The sequence below is a fragment of the Roseovarius sp. SK2 genome (assembly GCF_028807495.1).
GTDB lineage: Bacteria > Pseudomonadota > Alphaproteobacteria > Rhodobacterales > Rhodobacteraceae > Roseovarius > Roseovarius confluentis.
This window is the reverse complement of sequence record NZ_JARAMK010000010.1, coordinates 63,006-82,412: the sequence shown is the minus strand read 5'-3', so window position 1 is coordinate 82,412 and position 19,407 is coordinate 63,006. Positions and strand designations below refer to the sequence as shown.

Annotated in this window: 27 protein-coding genes, 1 tRNA gene and 1 pseudogene; 7 read left to right on the top strand and 22 right to left on the bottom strand. The window is 58.8% G+C overall.

The genetic code is table 11. The features are described 5' to 3' along the window. Positions 1-111 precede the first annotated feature (111 nt). Complete coding sequence (locus PVV74_RS17510) at positions 112-369, bottom strand: hypothetical protein (RefSeq protein WP_274594126.1); 258 nt, start codon at positions 367-369, stop codon at positions 112-114. Positions 370-572: 203 nt separating this feature from the next. Between PVV74_RS17510 and PVV74_RS17505 the strand changes: the two genes are divergently transcribed. The 3 genes from PVV74_RS17505 (at position 573) to PVV74_RS17495 (ending at position 2,191) form a co-directional block, all read left to right on the top strand. Continuing rightward, a complete protein-coding gene (locus tag PVV74_RS17505) occupies positions 573-1,277 on the top strand; it encodes a corrinoid protein (protein WP_103761068.1) in 705 nt (234 codons plus the stop codon). 97 nt (positions 1,278-1,374) lie between these two features. Next, positions 1,375-1,560 (top strand): hypothetical protein, encoded by a 186-nt coding sequence (locus PVV74_RS17500; protein WP_146049929.1) that lies wholly within the window; start codon positions 1,375-1,377, stop codon positions 1,558-1,560. Position 1,561: 1 nt separating this feature from the next. Then, positions 1,562-2,191 carry a DUF1638 domain-containing protein gene (locus tag PVV74_RS17495; protein ID WP_274594125.1) on the top strand — a complete coding sequence of 210 codons (630 nt, stop codon included), beginning with the start codon at positions 1,562-1,564 and terminating at the stop codon, positions 2,189-2,191. Positions 2,192-2,310: 119 nt separating this feature from the next. Here the strand turns inward: PVV74_RS17495 and PVV74_RS17490 are convergent, their stop codons facing one another. Next, positions 2,311-2,721, bottom strand: coding sequence for a SufE family protein (locus PVV74_RS17490; RefSeq protein ID WP_103761065.1), 411 nt, complete (start codon positions 2,719-2,721; stop codon positions 2,311-2,313). A 166-nt stretch (positions 2,722-2,887) separates the two neighbouring features. Here PVV74_RS17490 and PVV74_RS17485 point away from each other — a divergent pair, with 166 nt between their 5' ends. Continuing rightward, positions 2,888-3,442, top strand: coding sequence for a hypothetical protein (locus PVV74_RS17485; RefSeq protein ID WP_274594124.1), 555 nt, complete (start codon positions 2,888-2,890; stop codon positions 3,440-3,442). Positions 3,443-3,446: 4 nt separating this feature from the next. Here PVV74_RS17485 and rnd read toward each other — a convergent pair whose 3' ends face one another. Further along, complete coding sequence (rnd, locus tag PVV74_RS17480; protein ID WP_274594123.1) at positions 3,447-4,607, bottom strand: ribonuclease D; 1,161 nt, start codon at positions 4,605-4,607, stop codon at positions 3,447-3,449. Between the two features lie 209 nt (positions 4,608-4,816). On the opposite strand from rnd, the gene PVV74_RS17475 reads away from it, so the two are divergent. Beyond that, positions 4,817-4,993 (top strand): hypothetical protein, encoded by a 177-nt coding sequence (locus PVV74_RS17475; RefSeq protein WP_274594122.1) that lies wholly within the window; start codon positions 4,817-4,819, stop codon positions 4,991-4,993. Positions 4,994-5,024: 31 nt separating this feature from the next. On the opposite strand, the gene purN is transcribed toward PVV74_RS17475, so the two are convergent. After that, positions 5,025-5,618 (bottom strand): phosphoribosylglycinamide formyltransferase, encoded by a 594-nt coding sequence (gene purN, locus PVV74_RS17470; protein ID WP_274594121.1) that lies wholly within the window; start codon positions 5,616-5,618, stop codon positions 5,025-5,027. After that, a complete protein-coding gene (gene purM / locus PVV74_RS17465; protein WP_274594120.1) occupies positions 5,615-6,661 on the bottom strand; it encodes a phosphoribosylformylglycinamidine cyclo-ligase in 1,047 nt (348 codons plus the stop codon). The genes purN and purM overlap by 4 nt, the downstream gene beginning before the upstream one ends. A gap of 127 nt (positions 6,662-6,788) precedes the next feature. On the opposite strand from purM, the gene PVV74_RS17460 reads away from it, so the two are divergent. Continuing rightward, a tRNA-Ile gene (locus PVV74_RS17460) sits at positions 6,789-6,865 on the top strand. Positions 6,866-6,998: 133 nt separating this feature from the next. Further along, a complete protein-coding gene (locus PVV74_RS17455) occupies positions 6,999-8,324 on the top strand; it encodes a S8 family serine peptidase (RefSeq protein WP_274594119.1) in 1,326 nt (441 codons plus the stop codon). A 326-nt stretch (positions 8,325-8,650) separates the two neighbouring features. On the opposite strand, the gene PVV74_RS17450 is transcribed toward PVV74_RS17455, so the two are convergent. The 17 genes and pseudogenes from PVV74_RS17450 to PVV74_RS17370 all read right to left on the bottom strand — a co-directional run bounded on the left by PVV74_RS17450 (position 8,651) and on the right by PVV74_RS17370 (position 19,257). Then, on the bottom strand, positions 8,651-9,769 hold the full coding sequence (locus PVV74_RS17450; RefSeq protein ID WP_274594118.1) for a hypothetical protein: 1,119 nt from the start codon (positions 9,767-9,769) through the stop codon (positions 8,651-8,653). Further along, positions 9,770-10,105, bottom strand: coding sequence for a hypothetical protein (locus PVV74_RS17445; RefSeq protein WP_274594117.1), 336 nt, complete (start codon positions 10,103-10,105; stop codon positions 9,770-9,772). A 350-nt stretch (positions 10,106-10,455) separates the two neighbouring features. Further along, positions 10,456-10,626 carry a hypothetical protein gene (locus tag PVV74_RS17440; protein ID WP_274594116.1) on the bottom strand — a complete coding sequence of 57 codons (171 nt, stop codon included), beginning with the start codon at positions 10,624-10,626 and terminating at the stop codon, positions 10,456-10,458. Position 10,627: 1 nt separating this feature from the next. Continuing rightward, positions 10,628-10,894: a hypothetical protein gene (locus PVV74_RS17435; RefSeq protein WP_274594115.1), complete on the bottom strand. Its 267-nt coding sequence runs from the start codon at positions 10,892-10,894 to the stop codon at positions 10,628-10,630. A 129-nt stretch (positions 10,895-11,023) separates the two neighbouring features. Further along, complete coding sequence (locus tag PVV74_RS17430) at positions 11,024-11,260, bottom strand: hypothetical protein (protein WP_274594114.1); 237 nt, start codon at positions 11,258-11,260, stop codon at positions 11,024-11,026. Next, positions 11,257-11,445, bottom strand: coding sequence for a hypothetical protein (locus tag PVV74_RS17425; RefSeq protein ID WP_274594113.1), 189 nt, complete (start codon positions 11,443-11,445; stop codon positions 11,257-11,259). The genes PVV74_RS17430 and PVV74_RS17425 overlap by 4 nt, the downstream gene beginning before the upstream one ends. Further along, a complete protein-coding gene (locus PVV74_RS17420) occupies positions 11,442-12,035 on the bottom strand; it encodes a hypothetical protein (RefSeq protein ID WP_274594112.1) in 594 nt (197 codons plus the stop codon). The genes PVV74_RS17425 and PVV74_RS17420 overlap by 4 nt, the downstream gene beginning before the upstream one ends. Then, the gene (locus PVV74_RS17415) at positions 12,035-12,325 is read right to left on the bottom strand and encodes a hypothetical protein (protein ID WP_274594111.1); all 291 of its coding nucleotides are present in this window, start codon (positions 12,323-12,325) and stop codon (positions 12,035-12,037) included. Before PVV74_RS17415 ends, PVV74_RS17420 begins: the two co-directional genes overlap by 1 nt. Further along, positions 12,312-12,533, bottom strand: coding sequence for a hypothetical protein (locus tag PVV74_RS17410; RefSeq protein ID WP_274594110.1), 222 nt, complete (start codon positions 12,531-12,533; stop codon positions 12,312-12,314). The genes PVV74_RS17415 and PVV74_RS17410 overlap by 14 nt, the downstream gene beginning before the upstream one ends. A gap of 72 nt (positions 12,534-12,605) precedes the next feature. Continuing rightward, positions 12,606-12,974 carry a hypothetical protein gene (locus PVV74_RS17405; RefSeq protein ID WP_274594109.1) on the bottom strand — a complete coding sequence of 123 codons (369 nt, stop codon included), beginning with the start codon at positions 12,972-12,974 and terminating at the stop codon, positions 12,606-12,608. Positions 12,975-13,474: 500 nt separating this feature from the next. Beyond that, positions 13,475-13,903 (bottom strand): hypothetical protein, encoded by a 429-nt coding sequence (locus tag PVV74_RS17400; protein ID WP_274594108.1) that lies wholly within the window; start codon positions 13,901-13,903, stop codon positions 13,475-13,477. Positions 13,904-13,969: 66 nt separating this feature from the next. Next, positions 13,970-14,797 (bottom strand): annotated as a pseudogene (locus tag PVV74_RS17395) (SU10 major capsid protein); the annotation flags it as partial. Between the two features lie 99 nt (positions 14,798-14,896). After that, on the bottom strand, positions 14,897-15,616 hold the full coding sequence (locus tag PVV74_RS17390) for a hypothetical protein (RefSeq protein ID WP_274594107.1): 720 nt from the start codon (positions 15,614-15,616) through the stop codon (positions 14,897-14,899). A gap of 73 nt (positions 15,617-15,689) precedes the next feature. Then, on the bottom strand, positions 15,690-15,836 hold the full coding sequence (locus tag PVV74_RS17385) for an SU10 major capsid protein (RefSeq protein ID WP_274594106.1): 147 nt from the start codon (positions 15,834-15,836) through the stop codon (positions 15,690-15,692). A gap of 24 nt (positions 15,837-15,860) precedes the next feature. Further along, positions 15,861-16,913, bottom strand: coding sequence for a hypothetical protein (locus PVV74_RS17380; protein WP_274594105.1), 1,053 nt, complete (start codon positions 16,911-16,913; stop codon positions 15,861-15,863). Between the two features lie 37 nt (positions 16,914-16,950). Continuing rightward, on the bottom strand, positions 16,951-17,193 hold the full coding sequence (locus PVV74_RS17375) for a hypothetical protein (protein WP_274594104.1): 243 nt from the start codon (positions 17,191-17,193) through the stop codon (positions 16,951-16,953). Positions 17,194-17,199: 6 nt separating this feature from the next. After that, on the bottom strand, positions 17,200-19,257 hold the full coding sequence (locus tag PVV74_RS17370) for a portal protein (RefSeq protein WP_274594103.1): 2,058 nt from the start codon (positions 19,255-19,257) through the stop codon (positions 17,200-17,202). Positions 19,258-19,407: the final 150 nt, after the last annotated feature.

The following is a 19,407-nucleotide window of genomic DNA, read 5'->3' as shown; positions in this document are numbered from 1 at the left end:
CTTAAGCGATATTATAGGCAAAAAAATTAGTAACGATATTGAGATGAAACACGTGAGCGTGTGATGCGCGTTCTGCAACACTGCATGACACGAAGAACCAGTACCCGCACTTCATATTTCATGCTCGCAGCCCCGGTAGGGGTTGATCGAGCGGTCGAAGGGCAGATCAGGCGAGCGATTGTACGTGATGATACTGCGCGGCCGCTCGATGCTGACGCGGGTGCCGAGGGCCGCCTCCTCGGGCGCGAGGTTCCAGCCGTCGTCCTCGAAACTTCGCGACTCGCGCTCGTAGCGGCCCACGGCGTTGCTGACCGCCCCCCGGCCCGGACGGCGCAAACGTGGATCGATGGTGTCGGAGGCATCGGACATGCCCGAATTATAGGAACATTAAGAGAACATATGCAACAAGCGGATAGTGAGCATGGAGATTTTCCACCGCTGGGGGCGTGAAACTGCGCCATCTGTCGGTGCAAGAACCGAGCATGTCGGAATTGGAAAGTCGTGTGCGACAAAATGGACGTAATCGCGGAGGCTAGACAACGGGCCACGCGCCACACCAAGGGATCAAGCACATGTCCGACGAAGAAGACGACATCATCCTCAGCGAACTGGACGACGAGGAGCTTGTCCAGCAGATGTTCGACGACCTCTATGATGGTCTGAAAGAAGAGATCGAGGAAGGCGTGAACATCCTGCTGGAGCGCGGCTGGCAACCCTACCAGGTGCTGACCGAGGCGCTGGTGGGCGGCATGACCATCGTCGGCAAGGATTTCCGCGACGGTATCCTGTTCGTCCCCGAGGTGCTGCTGGCCGCCAACGCGATGAAGGGCGGCATGGCCATCCTCAAACCGCTGCTGGCGGAAACCGGCGCGCCGCGCGTGGGCAAGATGGTCATCGGCACGGTCAAGGGCGACATCCACGACATCGGAAAGAACCTGGTGTCGATGATGATGGAAGGTGCGGGATTCGAGGTGGTCGATATCGGCATCAACAACCCGGTCGAGAACTACCTCGAGGCGCTGGAAACCGAAAAGCCGGACATCCTGGGCATGTCGGCGCTGCTGACCACCACGATGCCCTACATGAAGGTCGTGATCGACACGATGGTCGAACAGGGCCTGCGCGACGACTATATCGTGCTTGTGGGCGGTGCGCCGCTGAACGAGGAATTCGGCAAGGCCATCGGCGCCGATGCCTATTGCCGCGACGCCGCCGTGGCGGTGGAAACCGCAAAGGACCTGGTGGGTCGCAAGCACAACCAGGGTGCGACGGGCTGAGCCTTTGCCAATGGTGACCGAGAAAGCCCTGCCCGACCCGGCGGGGCTTTTTTCGTCAACGCACTGCGCTTATGTCATTGCGGAAAGGAACACGCCCATGCCGCTCAACAAGCTGGTCCTGCTGCTGATCGCGGTGATCGCCGCGGCTGGCGCCACGATCTTTGTGGCGACGTCCGCCTGGGGCCCCGAGACACTGTCGGAGAACTGGATGATCGCGGTGCCGCTGGTGCTGGTGGTCTATCTTTTGGTGCGCGCGATCGGCCTGCGCGGCGGCGGGCGCTGAGATGCTGCCGAGCGACACAACCCTGACCGAGGACGGCTTTTCCGAGCGCACGAAAGGCAACATCCTGCTGATCGCCTGTGGCGCGCTGGCGCGCGAGATCCTGGCGTTGAAACAAGCCAATGGATGGGATCACATGGTCCTGCAATGCCTGCCGGCAAAGTACCACCTTTTTCCCGACAAGATCGTGACAGCGGTCGAACGAACGGTGGCCGAGAACCGCGATGCCTATGACCAGATATTCGTGGTCTACGCCGATTGCGGCACCGGCGGGCTCTTACAGGCGAAATGCCGCGAGCTGGGCGTCGAAATGGTCGAAGGACCGCATTGCTATTCCTTCTTCGAGGGCAACGAGACCTTCGCGGCCCGGGACGAGATCACCGCCTTCTACCTGACCGATTTCCTGGTCAAGCAGTTCGACGCCTTCGTCTGGAAGCCGATGGGCCTCGACCGGCATCCCGAACTGCGCGGCATGATCTTCGGCAACTACACCACGCTGGTCTACCAGGCCCAGGTCGAGGACCCCGCCCTCAAGGCCAAGGCCCAGGACTGCGCCGACCGGCTCGGGCTCGACTTCGAATACCGTTTCACCGGCTATGGCGACCTCGAAACCGCGCTTGCCGCCCGCGCCTGAGCGGCCTTTTCCTCTGGCCAAAAATATCCCGGGGAGGAGGTCGAAACCAAAGTTTCGACCGGAGGGGCAGCGCCTCTCTTCATGAAAAAAATCGAGCGTGGCGCAGCCACTCCACTGGGTTACGCGGCCTCCGACGCGACCACGCGAATGCGTTCGATCATCGCGCGAAGACCGTTGGAGCGTTGCGCCGACAAATGGTCGTTCAATCCCAGCCGGGCCAGTTCGCCGGGGGCATCCACCTGCCCCACCTGCCCCACCGGCAGATCATTGTAGAGCGCACGCAGCACCGCGATCAGGCCGCGCACGATCAAGGCGTCCGAATCGCCATCGAAGCGGAACGTGCCGGCCTCGGTCTGCGGGTGCAACCAGACCTGGCTCGCACAGCCATCGACCTTCGTCGCGGGTACCTTGAGCGCGTCGTCGAGCCCGTCCATCGCCTTGCCGCGGTCGATCACGTAGCGGTAGCGGTCTTCCCAGTCCTCCAGAAACTCGAAATCCTCGACGATCTCTTCGAATGCCTGCTGCGCCATGCAACGCGTCTCCTGTCTGTTTCTTGCCCCACAGTTAGGTGTGCAACACCTCGAGGTCCAGTGCGCCAAGTCCCTTTTCAAGCCAGCGCGGATGGGGTAGTCGAAGAGAAACGAGGAAGGGGCGGTCGAAATGCGGGTTCTGCTTTCGGTGATGTTGATCTCAAGCATGACGCTGACAGCGTGCAGCGGCTGGCGCGATTCCGGCGCCAACCCGCGCAACTGGTTCGGCAACAGCAGGTCCACCCCGATCGTGAACACCACCAATACCGGCGAGCGCCGTTCGCCCAGCGACCGGCAGACCGGCAACCCGCTGATCGACGATCAGAACGCCGAGCTGATCGTGCGCCGCAATGCCTCTTCGGCGCAGAAGGCGGGCATCTTCCGCCGCCGCGCCAAGGTCGAGATCTACGACGGCAGCCTGGTGGACCAGGTGACCAGCCTGGTGGTTGAGCCGCTGCCCACGGGCGCCATCGTGCGCGTGACCGGCCTGCCGCAGCGCGAGGGCGCGTTCGACGTGCGCCTGCTGCCGATCAACGAGGACGGACCGATCAACGGCGTCATGGAATACACGCTGAACGCCTATCAGCCGATCGAGACGCCGGTGGGCGCGCAAAGCACCCGCGAGGTGCGCGTGGGTGCGTTCCTGAGCAACAACGACCTCGAAGAGATCAACGAGATCCGCGTGCGCGGCGAGCTGAACGCTCTCAGCTCACGCCGCTGACGGATTAGAGGTCTATCGCCACGATCGACCCGCGACGCGCGGCCAGCGCCACCTTGCCGTCGCAGAGCCGCATCGCATCGTCACCGAAGACATCCCGCCGCCAGCCTCCAAGGGCCGGCACATCGCGTTCGCCTGCCGAGATGGCGTCCAGGTCGGCCGCCGAGGCTATGAGCTTGGAGGCGACCGAGTATTCCTCGGATTTCGCCTTGAGAAGAACGCGCAAAAGGTCGGCCAGCGCCGGGTTGATCTGAAGCCGCTCGCGGCTGCGGTCAGGTTTGGGCAGGTCGTCGTTGCCGCAATCGAGCCCCGCCTTGACCGCGGCGATGATACCGTCGGCGACGTCACCCCGTCGGGCCTCGCGCAGCAAGAGCCGCGAGCGTGACAGGTCGTTCGCCGATTTGGGCTTGGTCGAGGCCAGCTCGACAAGCGCGTCATCCTTGAAGACCCGGTTGCGGGGGATGTTGCGCGTCTGGGCATAGTCTTCGCGAAAGCGCGCCAGTTCCCGCACGATGGCCAGGAACCGGCCCGACGCGTTGCGAGTCTTGACGCGCTGCCATGCCTCTTCGGGCCGGGTGATATAGGTTTCGGGGTCAGTCAGGACCTGCATTTCCTCCGCGACCCACTTGTCGCGGCCCGACTTTGCCAGCTTTCCGGCAAGAAACTCGTAGATGTCACGCAGGTGCGTCACGTCGGCAATGGCATAGGTCTTCTGAGCGTCGGTCAGCGGGCGGCGCGACCAGTCGGTGAAGCGCGAGGTCTTGTCGAGCGATTGTTTTGCGATCTTGCGCACCAGCGTCTCGTATCCCACCTGCTCGCCGAACCCGCAGACCATCGCCGCCACTTGGGTATCGAAGAGCGGGTCGGGAATGAGCCCCGCATCGACATAGAAAATTTCCAGGTCTTGCCGGGCGGCGTGAAAGACCTTGACCACCGAAGGGTCGCGAAAGAGGTCGTAGAGCGGTTCGAGCGACATGTCCTGCCCCTCGATGGGATCGACCAGCACGGCATCGTCCTCGCCGCGGGACGGCAGGGCCAGTTGGATCAGGCAGAGCTTGGAGTAATAGGTCCGCTCGCGCAGGAACTCGGTATCGACGGTGACATACTCGGACTCGGCCGCACGGGTGCAAAAGGCGGCGAGGTCTTCGGTGGTGGTGATGGTGTGCATTCCTGCTCCCGCGGATCAAACGTGGTAATCCAATCGCCTATACCGAGGCGCGGCGGAAAGCAAAGCGCAAGTGATGCGTAGAGGCCGGCGATCGGATGAGAGGCTCACAAACGCATCAGCGTTCGTGATGGTGCGCGCAACATTCATTCGTTTTCAAAATACATTGCCCGGGTCTATGTGACATGTAGTTCCAATAATGGAGACATGCCATGACGACCCTCGACCATATCCCCGCCCGCCCTGCCCCGCGGCTCGACCTGCGCACAGTGGCAATGACGCTGAGTGCTATCCTGCTGCTGGCGTTAGGCGCCGTCGCACTCACCGCCCCACCCGACCGTGTGTCGGCAGACTGGCACGGCAACGTTGCGGCTTCGGCGCCGCGTTAAGACCATGAAAGGGCCCGCTTGCCCTGTCCTGTCAGGGCAGGTGCACCGGCATGTGGTCGCCGGCGGCGAAACGGCGCAGGACGGCCGGGTAAAGCCGGTGTTCCTGTTCCAGCACGCGGGCGGCCAGCACCTCTGCTGTATCACCGGGACGCACGGGCACGCGGGCCTGACCGAGGATCGGGCCGTCATCGAGTTCCAGCGTGACCTCATGGACGGTACAGCCGGCCTCGGCCTCGCCCGCCTCGATGGCGCGGGCGTGGGTGTCGAGGCCGCGATACTTAGGCAGAAGCGAGGGGTGGATGTTGATCATCCGGCCCTGCCAGCGCGAGATGAAATCGTCGGTGAGGATGCGCATGAAGCCCGCAAAACAGATTATGTCGGGGGCGTAGCGATCCAGGGTCCGGGTCATCACGGCCTCGAAGGCCGGGCGGTCGCCCTTGAAATCCCGGTGATCGACAAGCTCGGTCGGCACGCCGCGCGCCTCGGCCTTGGCAAAACCGGGGGCATCGGGCGTGTTGCAAAGCGCCACCACGGGGCGTGCCGGGTGGTCGCCGGTCATGCTGTCGATCAGCGCCACCATGTTCGAGCCGCTGCCGGAAAACAGGATTGCGACGCGTTTGGTCACGCGAGATTGCCAGTGTAGCGCACGCCCTCACCCTCGGTGACATGGCCCAGGCGGACCACGGTCTCGCCGGTGCCAACCAGAAGGTCCGCAAGCGCGTCGGCGCGGGCCGCATCGACCGCCAGCACCATGCCCACGCCGCAGTTGAAGGTCTTGAGCATCTCGGTCTCGGCCATACCGCCCTGTTCCATCAGCCAGCGAAAGACGGGCGGCAGGTCGAAACTGTCGAGGTCGATGTCGACGCCAAGGTCCTCGGGCAGAACGCGCGGGATATTCTCGGTCAGGCCACCGCCGGTGATATGGGCGAGCGCATGGACGCCGCCAGCACGGATCGCTTCCAGCGCTTGGGTCACGTAGAGGCGCGTGGGGGTCAGCAGGGCCGCGCCGAGGGTGCCATCAGACCAGGGGCAGTCGGCATCCCAGCCGAGGCCCGACATCTCGACCAGCTTGCGCACGAGGGAATAGCCGTTGGAATGCACGCCGTTGGAGGCAAGGCCCAGTAGGACATCGCCCGAGGTCACGCCCGCCGGCAGGTCGCTGCCACGCTCCATGGCGCCGACGGCAAAGCCGGCGAGGTCGAAATCGCCTTCCGGATACATGCCCGGCATTTCCGCAGTCTCACCGCCGATCAGCGCGGTGCCGGAGCCCACGCAGCCTTCGGCGATGCCTTCGATGATGCGGGCGGCCGTGTCGGTGTCGAGCTTGCCGGTTGCGAAGTAGTCGAGGAAGAAAAGCGGTTCGGCCCCCTGGCAGACAAGATCGTTGACGCACATGGCGACAAGGTCGATGCCCACGCCATCCACGTTGCCGGTGTCGATGGCGATGCGCAGCTTGGTGCCCACGCCGTCGGTGGCGGCCACCAGGATGGGGTCGGTATAGCCCGCGCCCTTGAGATCGAAAAGCGCGCCGAAGCCGCCCAGACCCGCCATGACGCCCGCGCGGTTGGTGCGCTTGGCGGCGGGCTTGATCCGGTCGACGAGCGCATTGCCCGCGTCGATATCAACGCCGGCATCGGCATAGGTGATCCCGTTCTTGGCGTCGGTCATGTGCGCTCTCCGCTCTGGCTTGGGGCTTCGGTTAATCCATCGCGCCCGCCCGTGCAATCGGGAAAGCCCCGAACCCTCTCAGAGCCCTTGACGCCCGCCCTGCCGCCGCCTATCCCGAGCAGAGGTCGGGCCTGTAGCTCAATTGGTTAGAGCAGAGCGCTCATAACGCTTTGGTTGGGGGTTCGAGTCCCTCCGGGCCTACCATTATCCATAAATTTCAAGCACTTGCAAGCCGTGTGGGGCAAAATATGCCCCATATGGAATCAATGACTTACGTGAGAAATGCCCCATGCCGCGAACGGATGGTGAAAATGGGTTCGCCCGGAAAGGACTACCAATGAAATACATCGCAACAGCTACATCTGACGAATTCGCCGCATCGCTGCGCGAGAAAATAGAAAGCGCGGGCGGGACGGTCCTGCGCCAATCCCCGGCAATGCCCGAGATAATCATCTTTGACGGCGGGGATCGGCCTGACGAGTTTTGGATTTACCAGTTCACCCATCCGGGCCTTAAATCCATCACCCGCGATCAGAAGGTAAACTTCATTTCGGAGTTTGACCCTATCGAAACGCCAATTGAAACGCCTTTGGTCAATGCGACGGCTGCGGGAAACTGGCACCTCGACGCTATCAATGCAGGGCCGATTTCCGAAGGCATCCCGCAAAGCCCGGTCAATGTTTACGTGATTGATACAGGCATTGCTTCCCACCCTGATCTGCCCGGAGATATCGGCTATCTGGGGGAAATGCACGCGACGGGCGGAAACACCGACCGCAACGGTCACGGCACGCACGTCGCAGGGCTGGTAACGTCCAAGCAGCACGGCGTCACCATGCCAAACGAGTATATCCGCCTCTATTCATCGCAGGTTCTTGATGAAAACGGATCTGGGTCCATGACGACAATGGTGGACGGAATGCTTGCGTGCCTGGAGCATCATGTGCAGCAGGCTTACCCGTCAGTCGTCAATATGTCCCTGAGTGCACGCGGCCAGATCGGCTCCATGCCTGCACTGGCTGTGCTGCGCAAGATGCAAGACGCCGGGATGATGATTGTGGCCGCTGCGGGCAACAGGGGCGAAAGCCTAGACCACCACGGCGAATTGCCGAACTGGGAAGCTGGCATTGACACATTTCCGGCAGAGGTGCCCGGCGTGCTATGTGTCAGCGCGGCTTTCATTGATGATCTTGGGAAATACGGCCTCGCCACGTTTTCCAACTATGGTGGAAACGCGCGTATCAACGCCCCCGGCCACGAGGTCACAAGCACCTATCTCAACAGCCAGCACGCCACCATTAACGGCACAAGCATGGCATCTCCGCTGGTCGCGGGCGCACTGGCCTTGCGCATGACCGGCGCGGGCAATCCACCGACCAATGCACAAGAGGCCGCTCATTACATCGACGGCTTTGTCACGGCGTTCAATTCGCCCTCAGTGATAGTCTCGGACCACAAGATGCATACGCGGGACTTTCTGGACCTCAGCTTTATCCGCAAGCCTGAACTCTGGAACACGCCCGACGCTGTGCCAAACCCACCCAAGGACGAGCCGTGGATTGACGACCCGCCGTATATTGAGCCACCGAAGGACTATTCCAAGCCGATTATGTTCGCGGCGGTTGTAGTGGGGCTGGCTGTGCTGGCGTGGGTGCTGGCGTAATAGCGCTGATAGCCAAATTCCTTGGCTAGTAAGCCAAACCGCTTGCATTCCCCGAAAGCAACCAGAAACGCTTGCCTAACGAATCTGAATTTCGTTAGGCAAGCGCCACAACGGCAAGGCAGGTGAGCAGGCCCTTTTCGTCGGCGTTCATGATACGGCCTTCTGCGCCAGTTCTTCGGCGCAGCGTTTTACCATGTAACATAATTGTTGCTGTGTGGGCCTAAAGGAACATAGAAGTTCACGCCCACGATAAATTTTCACCACGCCGTCAGTCAGGGTCCAAGGCCATTCTGTTTCATGCTCTACGATTGCAGTTCTGACTTCCATTATGCGTATCTCCGCTTCAACATCTGCGTAAACTCAATCCCATCTGCGAGGTCCATGAACACCCGCTGACGCCCGTCATGCGTTTCTGACAGGGGATTGACCACCAGAAGCGCAGAGCGGCCTTCCATGCCGTTGAAGGGCGCGAACTGCGGCCTGCCCTCGGAATAGCCGTCACGCGCCTTGTAGCCCCGAACACGGACTGTCTGGTACGTCTTGTCGCGCCAGCCGTTGGGGAACTTGGTTTCACCGTGGTTGTGCCTGTGACCGGCAACGTAGGTATCTGCCGTGCCGTCCTCCAGGGCCATGCGCATCGGCCCGTGGTTGGGGTTATAGATGCTGTTGCCTTTGAAGTCGTGAGACGCCGCGACAACGTGCTGATCATTCGGCCCTTCGCCCCACTTGTAGATCAGGCGGGCGTTCCAGTCGTAAAGGCGAGATTTGGCCTGACGCACCCACGATTCCAGCAGCGCCACGCCCTCCGGTCCCTGCCATGCGTCATGATTGCCGAGAACGTGAGCATCCCACCGCACGCCGGATTCCGCGATGAACCACTTGGCGAGGGATCGGGCTTGTTTCGTGGTCAGGAAGTTGTCAGCCTCGTTTCCGGCCAGCTTCCCGATGTACCGGAAGTTGTCGAGAATATCGCCTACCTGCACCGCGCGAGTGCCGGTGGCTACCAGCAGGTTAATGTCGTCATGCAGCGCCGTTAAGTCACAACCCTTGTTCGATAGGTGCGGGTCTCCAATGAAAGCCACGCAGAACGGCTCTGGCTTCATCAGGAACACCTGCGGCTTCTTGCGTGCACCGATGTAGGCCGAAGTTGCTATCTTGGCGCGGCGCAGGATTTCAAGCGGGTCCTCGCGCTCCCCATCTTCATTATCCCACTCGCCCGAAGTCGTAAGGACGTTTTCCGGGGTAATGCCGAACCGGACTTCCGCCTGCTTGACGCGATGCCTTAGCGTGGAGTGGTTTTCGTGCTTGGACTCTGCTGCGGCCCGTATGGCCCCGACTTCGTTCGTTCCGATCTCCGGGGTTAGTGGATACCCGAGATCCATAAAGCGGCGCACTTCGTGAACTGCTTCGATGCACGCCTGTCGCGTGAGTGCTGGTGTCGGCATTCAGAGGGCCTCGCCCTCGACATACCCCACGGCGACAAGACACCCCTTGCCTTGATGAATGGCATAAACCTCGCGGTAAGTGTCATCCGCGTTTGTGAAAATCAGAATGGTAACACCCGGCATTGCGGGAAATATCTTGACCAATTGCAGGCCCTTGCTTTCGGCGTATGTCTTGTGTTCTAGCTGGCTGGTGAAGCACGGGCCGTTTTCGACCTTGTAGCCCGTCAGGCCGGTTTCCCTGTTGTAGTCAGGCGGGCCAAGATCCAATTCGTGCTTTTCAAATGCCCATAGCGGAGACGCGACAAGGAATGCCGCAAGAAAGGTTGCAAGTTTCATGATACTGCTCTTTCGGGGTTGGCCGCTCTTTACCCGCGCGACTGAGGGTTAGCTGTACCGTTGCCAGCTACGTTCGCAGTGTTCGCGGCCCCATACGCGGACCCAAACACGCCAGAATAACTTGTGCTGATTTTCCCAAGCGTGAGCACACCAAGATCGATTATCCCGAGTGATAAGGTTGCGTGTCAGGCGGGAAATATCGTCAAGCATTTGGCTTCCCTTGCTTAAGGGGTGGTGTTATACTGTGGAGATGTGCGGCGGCGCTGAAATGTAGAAGCGCACCCCTGATCGGCGGTGGATACGAACTCCGTTACAAAGCCACCTAGCGGGAGTAACGCCCCGCCCGCACATTACCCTTCCAACTCTCGCTGAACCTCGGCCTTCACCTTCTGCCGAAATCGCCGGTTGTACTTGCGCTTGATGGCTTTGCAGACGCCGGGACGGTCTGCAGCACAAAGCACCTTCCGCCAGCCGGTCAGGAAGTCCTGCTCATCGCCACCTTTTAGGGGAATGCGCTTCATCTCACTTATCCGCCTTGCCCTGCAAAGAGGCTTTTATCTCGTCTAAGGTTCTGACGATGTTCTTTTGCGTCACGATGATTTCGGCAAGCTGGATCTGCTCGGAAATACCCTGCTCTTCCAGCTTCTCGATGCGCAGCCCTTGGTTTTTCACTTCCTTGCCAATCTCATCAACGCGGTATCGTTGGCGTTCCCTGCCGACAAAAAACGAAATAATGGCCCCGCCGATAAACGCGATGAAATGCCACCACTCTGCAATAAAATCTTCCACTCTACTCACCGCTCACATGCCCCCGTCATTCTGTCGTCTGTATCGGCCACCCACTGGCCCCAAGGGCCGTCTGGCAGGGGTACACCCCGAGGCATGGCTAGACGCGCCTCAGCGTAGGCTGAGCAGCCGCTACCAACGCTGGTCATTCCGGCGCAGGCGGTCATCAGGAGAAAGGCCGCTATTCCGACCTTCGCGGAGCCTATCGCGGCCAGCGGATTCCCGGCGTTGCTTGTCCTCATGGTATTCAACCTTTGTCTTATTCTTGCCGTCGCCGCGGCCCTTGAAGTATGCGCCCACGACACCGGCCAGCGCGGCAGCGGCGGCTATGATGTAGGGTAGGAAGTCGCCCAGCAGTGCGCCGATCATGTCTTGCCGCCCCTCATTTTGGCGTGGGCATAGAAAGCCTCTACCGCCGCGCCCAGAACCGCCGAGATGGCAAACACAAGGTCAGGGTCCGCCGCGAGTTGTTCGCCAATAGCCGCAGACCCCATTAGCCCCGCGCCGACAAGATACCGTAGGCCAATGCGGACGAATGGTGCGTAGTTGTTCATTTCTTGCCTCCGAAAATGGCCTTGATGATTGACGCCCAGAAGCCGCCCGTGGGGGGCTTGGGTGCGGCTGGGGCAGGCCCACCATCCTTAACGTCTTCAACGGCCTGCATGAGCGCCTCAATGGTCACATGAGACTTGTTCAGCCCGTCACCTGCGTAGTAGCTTTGCCCGCGTGCAGGACGGCCCTTGCGGTCTTTAATGGTGCAGGGAAGGCTGGCCCATTCTTTGGAAAGGTTTTGCGCAAACTTCAGGGGTGTAATTCGGCCTGACATGTAGTCGGTCAGCCCACGGCGGCGCAAAAGCTGCGTGGCGAGATAGTCTTGGCCGCTTTCATCAAACTTGTCATTCCGCGTAAGGCCCGCCTCACGATACAGACCCCGCAAGGTGTCCTCCATGATCTGGTACTTGCCCGCCGCCTCGCTCGGGTAGAACGGATCAATACTGTCCTGCCAGTCCAGTACCTCGCCAATGGTCATGGATGTAAGCGGTTTGGACGGGCGGTCTTTGCGTGCAATACCACCATAGACAATGTTGTAGTCGCCGCCGCTTTCCGGTTTTGCGATGAAGTCTAGAAGGCGCTTGATGCTCATCAATACGTTCCTTCCCACGGGCGAAGCGCATTGAATTCGCCACTCAGGAGTTTCTTGTGCAGCACGTCCGCAACGGCGTCCTGATCGTCAAAACGCACCCCGGCCTCGTTGATCCACATTTCCAGCAGAAAGAACGGAACACGGCCAACATGCCGCTTGTCCGAATTGCCGGTCAGCCCGTTGCTTTTCATTTGAGCAACGCTGTCAAGAACCGGGTTCGGATCGTGCGTCTGGATTTCCGTCAGCGTGTCGGTATCCGCGTCATAGTGGAGGCGTTCAGCTATCTTCATCGCTGGCCTCTTTTTTCGGACGCCCGCGCTTCTTCGGCGCGTCTTCCGGGAGTTGAATCATGGAAATGCGGGCCGGACGTTCCGCCTCGGCATCCCTGGCAATGATCCAGTCAATCCAATCCTGCGATGCTTCGAAGGTGTCCCCACGAAGGCGCTTTGTTTCCGTTTCGTCGTAAATGTTGCTGTGCAGGCAAACTGCGTATGGCATTCCGGCCTCCTGGAAATAAAAAAGGCCACCCCCGAAGGGATGGCCCGATTGGTTTAGCACTGAGTGCTGTATTTAACCGCGCTTGGCTTCTGCCTTTTTGCGGCTTGTTTCACGCCCGCGCGCTAATGAAGCATTGCGTGCGGCAACGTATTCTGGCGTTTCGCGTCTGTTTTGCGCCTGCGTTTTTGCGTCGGCCCACCGGCAATTTTCCGGCGTGTAATCGCCGTCGCTATCTATCCTGTCTATGGTGTGGCCTTTGGGCCGCTTGCCCATATCGTTCAAGAAGTTTTTGAAGCCATCCGGCCCCTGCCATCGTTCGCAAACATTGATACCCCTCCCACCGTAAAGATGGTAATTCGGCATAGATGGGAGCAGGCAACGCTGGCGCATGTTTTTCCACGTTGTATAGGTAGGCGACTTTTTTCGCTTGCCGTTTGGCATAACCTTGGAATGGCCGTGCGTGGCGCGACTTTTGTTTGCTTCAGAGGTCTTTTCGGAATGCAGGCACCCGCATGATTGAGTTCTGTTTTTGTGCAAGTCAGAGCCGCGAGCAACAATTATGTTTCCGCACTGGCATTTGCACTCATACGCAGTTCGCCCGTTTATGGGTGCAACTTTACGCACAATAGTTAGTCGCCCCGTTCTTTCACCGCTTCTATTCGTAGCGGTGTTTTTGCCAATTTTAGACGCCTTTTCTCTTTGTAGGCATCCGCATGAACGGGTGAGGTTGCTAGGCGCAAACTGTCGCGACGGCACAATAATTACGTTCCCGCAATCGCAAATGCATTTCCAGTTGCGACCTCTTTTATCACGGGCGGCCTGAGATATAACTTTTAGCCGCCCGTAACGTCTTCCTGTGTGATCTATTCCGCGCAATGCAGCCTCCTGTGTTGCCACAAAAGCCTACCACTTGCGCAGGACTAAATCAAGTCAAGCCCGCTCTACACGGCGGCGCTAAACGGAGTCACTTCGGTGCCGCTGGACTCCGAAACGACCTCGACCTGCCAGGTATCCGCCGCCACGTCGATCAGCGTCACCCGTGCGCCCTTAAGACCGCCAGAGGTGGTGCCGTTGAGCGTAATGGTGTCTGTTGCATCAGCCGTGGGCCAGATCACGCCGGTCATGTCGGTCATGGCAACACCCTGCATCACGTTGTCAGCATCGGGCGCTTGAATAACCAAGTCGCCGGTCTGATCCACAATCGTGATGATGGTGTAGACATAGCCCGTTCCGGTCGCGTCCGGCAGGGTAATGGTCGAGCCTGCGGCCCGGTTCACGACGACAAGACCACCGGCCTCGTAGTCAGTCAGCGTTGCGGTCGCCTCGGTAATCGTGCGAACAACGCCATTCACTTTGTATTGGCTAGGCATTTGAGCCTCCTTTTCAAAAAGAAAGGGGCGACCGAAGCCGCCCCCTGTTTTCAGTTGTTCGCCCTGTTACGAGCAATCAGCGACGAGGCCGTTTGCCTTCTCGTTGAGAGAGACAAGCGTCCACTCCGCAACGATGTGGCGCTTTTCGGAGTCGCCGGTTTTGGCCAGCGGCTCGTTCTTCACCGGGCGCAAGTTGGCAACCTGCCACTTGTCCTTCTGAAGAATCCACACGTCCTGATTGCGGACGTGGCGCGACGGCACGAACTCAACCCGGCCCCAAGGCGTCACGTACACGTCAACGGCGTTGACAATGCTGTTCTGCCCGGTCTTCGACGCTTCAAGGTACGAACGCTGGTTGTTCATGCCGGTGAAGTTGTCGATTGCGACCTGAAGCTGCGACGCGGCCAGATACACAACCTCGGGCTTGCCGCCTTCGGTCCAGATCGACTGCATGACGCTATCGAAGTCCGCTTGCTCGAAAGCGGTTTCAGTACCGTCATCGCGTGCGTCGGTGCCGTTGCCAGTGGGGTCAGCCCCGCCGCTGCCGACATTCGCCGTGTTGGTCGTAACCCACGAGCCAATGCCGCCCAGAATACGCGCCGACGCGCCGCCGCCTGCACTGCGTGCCTTGTTGGCAAACATGGATTTCTCCATGTCGGTTTTCAGTTCCTTCATGCGCTTTTGGATCTGATACGCCATTTCACGCGCACGACCGGCCTTGTCTAGACCCGTATCCGTGCCAGAAACCGTGCAGCTCTTCTTCATGATCTGCGTGTAGTTCCCGAGACGGGTGGTGGGGCTGATTGCCTGCGCAACGGTGTCGTCGCCTTCAACGTGCGCGTTATCCTCGCTGGGATCGTCCAGCGTGTCGGTCTGCCATTCCGTACTGTTACTTTCGGTCCGATGACCTACTGACCCTTGCGGGCGGGGGCATGTTTCACAACTTCCCCTCTACCGATTTCGCGGTAGACCGGACTCTATCATCACCGCCTGTTAACAGGCAGCGTCTGGCGTATTAGCCTCTGAGGTTAGCCTACGCGGGTTTGTGGCCCTGCGCTCATATGGGCCAATTGCGGCCCACTCATCTACTCTGTTTTGCTTACGCGCGATATTAAATCGCGCTCCGCTGTCAATCCATGACTGCATCTTAATGCTAAACCGTGTCGGCGACTTGTAGTGTGCTTTCCTCGGCTTCTCATGAGACACTTTCCCAATTTTTATCCCGACGCTCTCAAGCACTCTGATAAATTCAGGAACCCAAACGTCGCATGACTTATAGCCCATGTAATAGCGACGGTTTGTTGGGTTTGAGTTGTTGGCAGCGACAAAGCCTTCACTATCCATGATGCCAGCGATAAAAGCCAGCTTTTCACCTTTCGACCAATCATGCACAAAATCAGGAATGACCTTCTTTTGATGGGTGACGGATTTCAGATTCTCACAGATTTCAGGATCGCCGCAACGCAAGCTGTAGTTTGGCTTGCTGCTTTTACTCACTTCGTGTTTGTGGATTGAAATCGGACGGTCTGTAAATTTTGACAACGCCCGTTTAGTAGATAGCGCAAAATCTTCATCAATAGTGTTCAAGCGAAACACAGGATACACAGAAACGCTTCCTGAATTTTTTGTCGGCTGCATTGTAACGCAGCCATCGCCAAGAAAAACACCTAGAAGATAAGCATAACTCTTACCTGCTGATTGCCCAATTTTCATAACTTTTCCTCTGCGGGGTATGAAATTCTAAGGGGTTCCCAGCATATAGCCAGATTTTACTACCACTGTCTAGTTAATGGTAGGTGTTGGTTGCCTTAACCTTGCGGACGCTGGAATACCAAGGCGTCTCGAAAGGGTCGATGTTGGAGATGATATCCGAAAGATCCTCGCGGATACCAATTTGGTCCGTACTCTTGTACGTGTTGGTAGGTGCAGCCATTACTGCCTCCTGTGAAAGATGGTTTTAGGGAGTCAAAAGAACGTTGACCCAATCATCGTCCGACTGGGTTTGACGTGCCTTTTGAAGTTGCTTTTGCGCCTGCGCCCGCTTGCCACCGTCTCGACGTTTGCCCGAGGGCTTGGTCACGGCTTTCGCCTTTTCACGCGGCTGTTTTGCCGCCTGTTTTCCAGCCTTCAGTTCCCGGTAAGCGATAGCGTCTTTCAGCACCGCGATAGCGCGGGCATCATTCACTTGGTTCACTTCTTCGGGGGTATACTCGTAGTATTCAGCCGCGCTTTTCGTCAGCTTTTCGCGGAGTTCCGGTGCCTTTTTGGCGTCCCCAAACTCGGGCACTAGCTGCGTTAGCCGCTCCATTTCGGAGGCAAGATGCTTTTGTTCCTGCTGGTAGAGGTGTTCTTCTTCCCGCTGTTGCAGGTATTGCATTTGCCGCTGTTGTTGCTGGTAGGCTTGGAGGTCTTCGCGATACTGTGCGTCGGCCTCCATGTAGGCATACAGGTCTTGGTCCAGAAGTTCACGCGCGGGCGGTTCAGGTGCCGGTTTGAAGCCGGTCTGTTGCGCCTGCTGATACATCTGCGCCAAGAGTTGGCGCTCCTGTTGCATGGCTTGGGATTGCTCGATCAGTTGTTTTTCAAACTGCTTTGCTTTCTCCATGCCCTGCTGGATGTAAGCCTGACCACTTTCCTCGCGGCGACGTTCTCCGAGTGTGCCTGTCACCCATTCACCATCCACTTTGTAGCGGATGGGCGTATTGTCGGGCAGATCAAGGTAGTCCCCTTCGGAAAGGGTTACCTGCTGACCGCTTGCCGTTGTGAATGTCCAAGCGTCGGGATCGTCGTCGGTGTCTTCCTGGTCGTCGTCCTCATCCTCCTCAGAGTCAGCTTCGGCGTCTTCGCCTTCCGCCTCTTCCTCGTCCGTATTCTCAGCCTCGTCAGGCTCATCGCCTTTCGCCTCGACTTCTTCGGCTTCGGTCTCTTCTTGAGGTGCCTCGTCCGTGTCTGTCTCGGGTTCCGGGGATTCCGGTGAAAGCAGCCAATCCACCGCTGCGTCTTCGTTCATTGGCCCTTCTTGGGATGCTGCTGTGTCAGTCGCGTTGTTATCCACGGTGCCGACCTTTCTTCTGCTCGATTGTATGGGTGTCGATGTGCGACCGGAGAGCCGCCACGACGGTTCGGACGGCCTGCAATTCCATTGCCGCCGCTTGCAGCCCTTCCGTGTCGGAAGGCTTGCAACTGGTCAGACGGTCGATTGCCGCCTGCTCTGTTTCGGTGAATGCCGATGACAACAGGTCATCGCTCAGCAACGCGCGGGCGCGTTCTGCCTTTTGTTCAATGTCCATTTGGGATTAGCCCTGCGGGTTAGGCCGCTGCTGTGCCTGCAATTGGCGAATGCGCTGGTCGTCTACCTTGATGCCGTATTCGCCCAGCTTCTCTGCCGCTTCGAGAATGGCGTTTTGTTCCATCTCGTCGCGCTTGCGGTCGTCCTCCATGTACAGCTTGCGCAAGTCGAGTTGATGCTTGCGGATGCTTTCGCTTTCGCGCTGCTGCACCTTTAGCCCCTCGGCCTGCATAAAGGCTGCGTTTGGGTCGGACCCCTGCGTCTGCTGCTGTGTCTCCCGCCGTGCACGCTCGATAATCATCCGCTCAAGTTCGGGGTTCATCGGCACAAAGTGACGGTCCACGTTATGCACGCCGGACAGCTTAAGAATGTCCTCCAAGGTGTTGCGAATGTTGGTCATTGTGACCAAGCCATTCTGCGGCCCGTAGGTCTGCCAAATGCTGAATTGATGCGCCAAGGTTTCGCGCAGCGTGGCAACACGTTCGTCATGCTGCCCCGTGCCAAGCCCCACGTTGGTCGTTAGATCCATAGACGCGGACCAGCTTTTCGGATCAACCGGGATAAACTGCCCGTTAAGCCGCATGACCTCGCCGGGTTCCGAGTGTTGGCGCGTCATCATCAGCATAAGCTTGAACAGCCGACGCATCCCGCCTTCTGCGAGGTTGCGGGCCATAAGTTCCGCCGCTGCCGATGCGGCCTGCACAGCCGCGTTGACACCCGCTGCCGTGGTCGATTGCAGCGCGTCCGCGTCCATGCCCAGCGTCGAACGGGAAACGCCCGTTTTTGTCTCAATCTCCCGGTCATAGTATTCCAGCGCGGGCAGTGTTTGCTGCGCCGTGAATGGAATGGTCAGGGGAAAGTAAGCTGCACTTGGGTCGCTGTTGGCCCGCAGCACCGCGCCAATTTCATTATTCAGCGCGTCCTCAAGGTTTCCGTTTGAAGTCTGGACAACCAGCCGGGGATTATTCGACATGTGCACGTTGTCGATCAGACCACGCAGCAGCGACGTGCTGGCCGTCTGGTCATTAAGCACAATGTCCGCCAGTGACCGGCCAAAGAAGGCGTGCGGTTCCGGGTCTATCTCAAAGACGGAATACGGCTTTTCATCGGCTAGGCTGTAGTCGAGAACCTTGTAATTCGGACCCGCCAGAATGAACTGGTACAGGCGCGGCACGCCGGTGCCCTCAACGTCCATCCGCATGTACGCTTCGGTGACAATGATTTTGCGCATGGACGGGTCGTTAATTTCCTCGTCCCGCCATTCGTCGGTATAGCCGCGCCGCTCAAAGTCGGCTTCCTCGTCAATGGTGCCTTCATCCGTTCCGGCCAGCGAATAGACTTCCTCAAAGTCAAAGCCCATTTCCACCAGATCACCGACGCGCATTTCGGTACGGTCGCCGCAAACGAATGCATCCGCTACACAGGTTGCCCCGGCATCAACGAAAAAATCCTCGGGCGGGATGGACTTGATTTTTAGGCACCCGCCCCTTTTGGTCATTGCCACCTTGGCATTCACCAGCGTGATCGGCATACCGTCCGGCGTTACGTCTTCGACTTCCTCTTGTTCAAGAATTTCAACATCGTCATCTTGCTGCACCAGCGCGAATTGCTCAGGCGTGAGGTTTGAGTAATCGTCAAATTCAACGTCTTCGGTTTCGTCCCACCACGTTTTTGCCACGCCCGCCTTTTTAATCAGCGCGTCATGAAACACGTCACTGATAACGGAATACCCGTCGCTTTCGTTGAACTTCCAGGAGACGTACTTTGTGGCCTGTTCCGCCGCCTGAATGTCCTCCTGCCCGCGCGGGACGAACTCGACCGGATTTTCCGCTTGCAGGAATGTCCGCATAAGCACGGGCTTGACCATGCGCACGGTGTCGCGGACCTTGGTTGCGACAACCTGCGACCGGCCTTCTTCGCTTTCCAGATCCACCTCGCCGTTAAAATACCGCTGCGCCCGAATGCGGTCGTCGGCCACTTCGCTTTCGATGAAGTCCACGGCATCCGTCACCGCGTAGCGCACGGCGTTCTGGATTTCGTCCTCGGACATTGGTTTGGGCTTCATGTGGCCTCCAATAAAAAAGCCGCCCCAAAGGACGGCTTGCAATTCGGTGCGCGTGGGCGCATTTTAGGGAGATGGATGTAAATCAACTTATTGGCGGCGTGGCCGCTGGCATTCTTTTAGCTGTCGCGTTTCTTTGGTGTTGTCGGCATC

What these genes read in the sequence shown, in the direction of transcription:
- PVV74_RS17410 (WP_274594110.1), bottom strand. Translation starts at nt 12,533, where the DNA reads ATGCCATACGCAGTTTGCCTGCACAGCAACATTTACGACGAAACGGAA.
- PVV74_RS17490 (WP_103761065.1), bottom strand. Translation starts at nt 2,721, where the DNA reads ATGGCGCAGCAGGCATTCGAAGAGATCGTCGAGGATTTCGAGTTTCTG.
- PVV74_RS17405 (WP_274594109.1), bottom strand. Translation starts at nt 12,974, where the DNA reads ATGCCAAACGGCAAGCGAAAAAAGTCGCCTACCTATACAACGTGGAAA.
- PVV74_RS17430 (WP_274594114.1), bottom strand. Translation starts at nt 11,260, where the DNA reads ATGATCGGCGCACTGCTGGGCGACTTCCTACCCTACATCATAGCCGCC.
- PVV74_RS17390 (WP_274594107.1), bottom strand. Translation starts at nt 15,616, where the DNA reads ATGAAAATTGGGCAATCAGCAGGTAAGAGTTATGCTTATCTTCTAGGT.
- PVV74_RS17455 (WP_274594119.1), top strand. Translation starts at nt 6,999, where the DNA reads ATGAAATACATCGCAACAGCTACATCTGACGAATTCGCCGCATCGCTG.
- PVV74_RS17370 (WP_274594103.1), bottom strand. Translation starts at nt 19,257, where the DNA reads ATGAAGCCCAAACCAATGTCCGAGGACGAAATCCAGAACGCCGTGCGC.
- PVV74_RS17415 (WP_274594111.1), bottom strand. Translation starts at nt 12,325, where the DNA reads ATGAAGATAGCTGAACGCCTCCACTATGACGCGGATACCGACACGCTG.
- PVV74_RS17510 (WP_274594126.1), bottom strand. Translation starts at nt 369, where the DNA reads ATGTCCGATGCCTCCGACACCATCGATCCACGTTTGCGCCGTCCGGGC.
- PVV74_RS17375 (WP_274594104.1), bottom strand. Translation starts at nt 17,193, where the DNA reads ATGGACATTGAACAAAAGGCAGAACGCGCCCGCGCGTTGCTGAGCGAT.
- PVV74_RS17475 (WP_274594122.1), top strand. Translation starts at nt 4,817, where the DNA reads ATGACGACCCTCGACCATATCCCCGCCCGCCCTGCCCCGCGGCTCGAC.
- rnd (WP_274594123.1), bottom strand. Translation starts at nt 4,607, where the DNA reads ATGCACACCATCACCACCACCGAAGACCTCGCCGCCTTTTGCACCCGT.
- purM (WP_274594120.1), bottom strand. Translation starts at nt 6,661, where the DNA reads ATGACCGACGCCAAGAACGGGATCACCTATGCCGATGCCGGCGTTGAT.
- PVV74_RS17495 (WP_274594125.1), top strand. Translation starts at nt 1,562, where the DNA reads ATGCTGCCGAGCGACACAACCCTGACCGAGGACGGCTTTTCCGAGCGC.
- PVV74_RS17500 (WP_146049929.1), top strand. Translation starts at nt 1,375, where the DNA reads ATGCCGCTCAACAAGCTGGTCCTGCTGCTGATCGCGGTGATCGCCGCG.
- PVV74_RS17445 (WP_274594117.1), bottom strand. Translation starts at nt 10,105, where the DNA reads ATGAAACTTGCAACCTTTCTTGCGGCATTCCTTGTCGCGTCTCCGCTA.
- PVV74_RS17400 (WP_274594108.1), bottom strand. Translation starts at nt 13,903, where the DNA reads ATGCCTAGCCAATACAAAGTGAATGGCGTTGTTCGCACGATTACCGAG.
- PVV74_RS17485 (WP_274594124.1), top strand. Translation starts at nt 2,888, where the DNA reads ATGACGCTGACAGCGTGCAGCGGCTGGCGCGATTCCGGCGCCAACCCG.
- PVV74_RS17450 (WP_274594118.1), bottom strand. Translation starts at nt 9,769, where the DNA reads ATGCCGACACCAGCACTCACGCGACAGGCGTGCATCGAAGCAGTTCAC.
- PVV74_RS17505 (WP_103761068.1), top strand. Translation starts at nt 573, where the DNA reads ATGTCCGACGAAGAAGACGACATCATCCTCAGCGAACTGGACGACGAG.
- PVV74_RS17420 (WP_274594112.1), bottom strand. Translation starts at nt 12,035, where the DNA reads ATGAGCATCAAGCGCCTTCTAGACTTCATCGCAAAACCGGAAAGCGGC.
- PVV74_RS17440 (WP_274594116.1), bottom strand. Translation starts at nt 10,626, where the DNA reads ATGAAGCGCATTCCCCTAAAAGGTGGCGATGAGCAGGACTTCCTGACC.
- PVV74_RS17425 (WP_274594113.1), bottom strand. Translation starts at nt 11,445, where the DNA reads ATGAACAACTACGCACCATTCGTCCGCATTGGCCTACGGTATCTTGTC.
- PVV74_RS17380 (WP_274594105.1), bottom strand. Translation starts at nt 16,913, where the DNA reads ATGAACGAAGACGCAGCGGTGGATTGGCTGCTTTCACCGGAATCCCCG.
- PVV74_RS17385 (WP_274594106.1), bottom strand. Translation starts at nt 15,836, where the DNA reads ATGGCTGCACCTACCAACACGTACAAGAGTACGGACCAAATTGGTATC.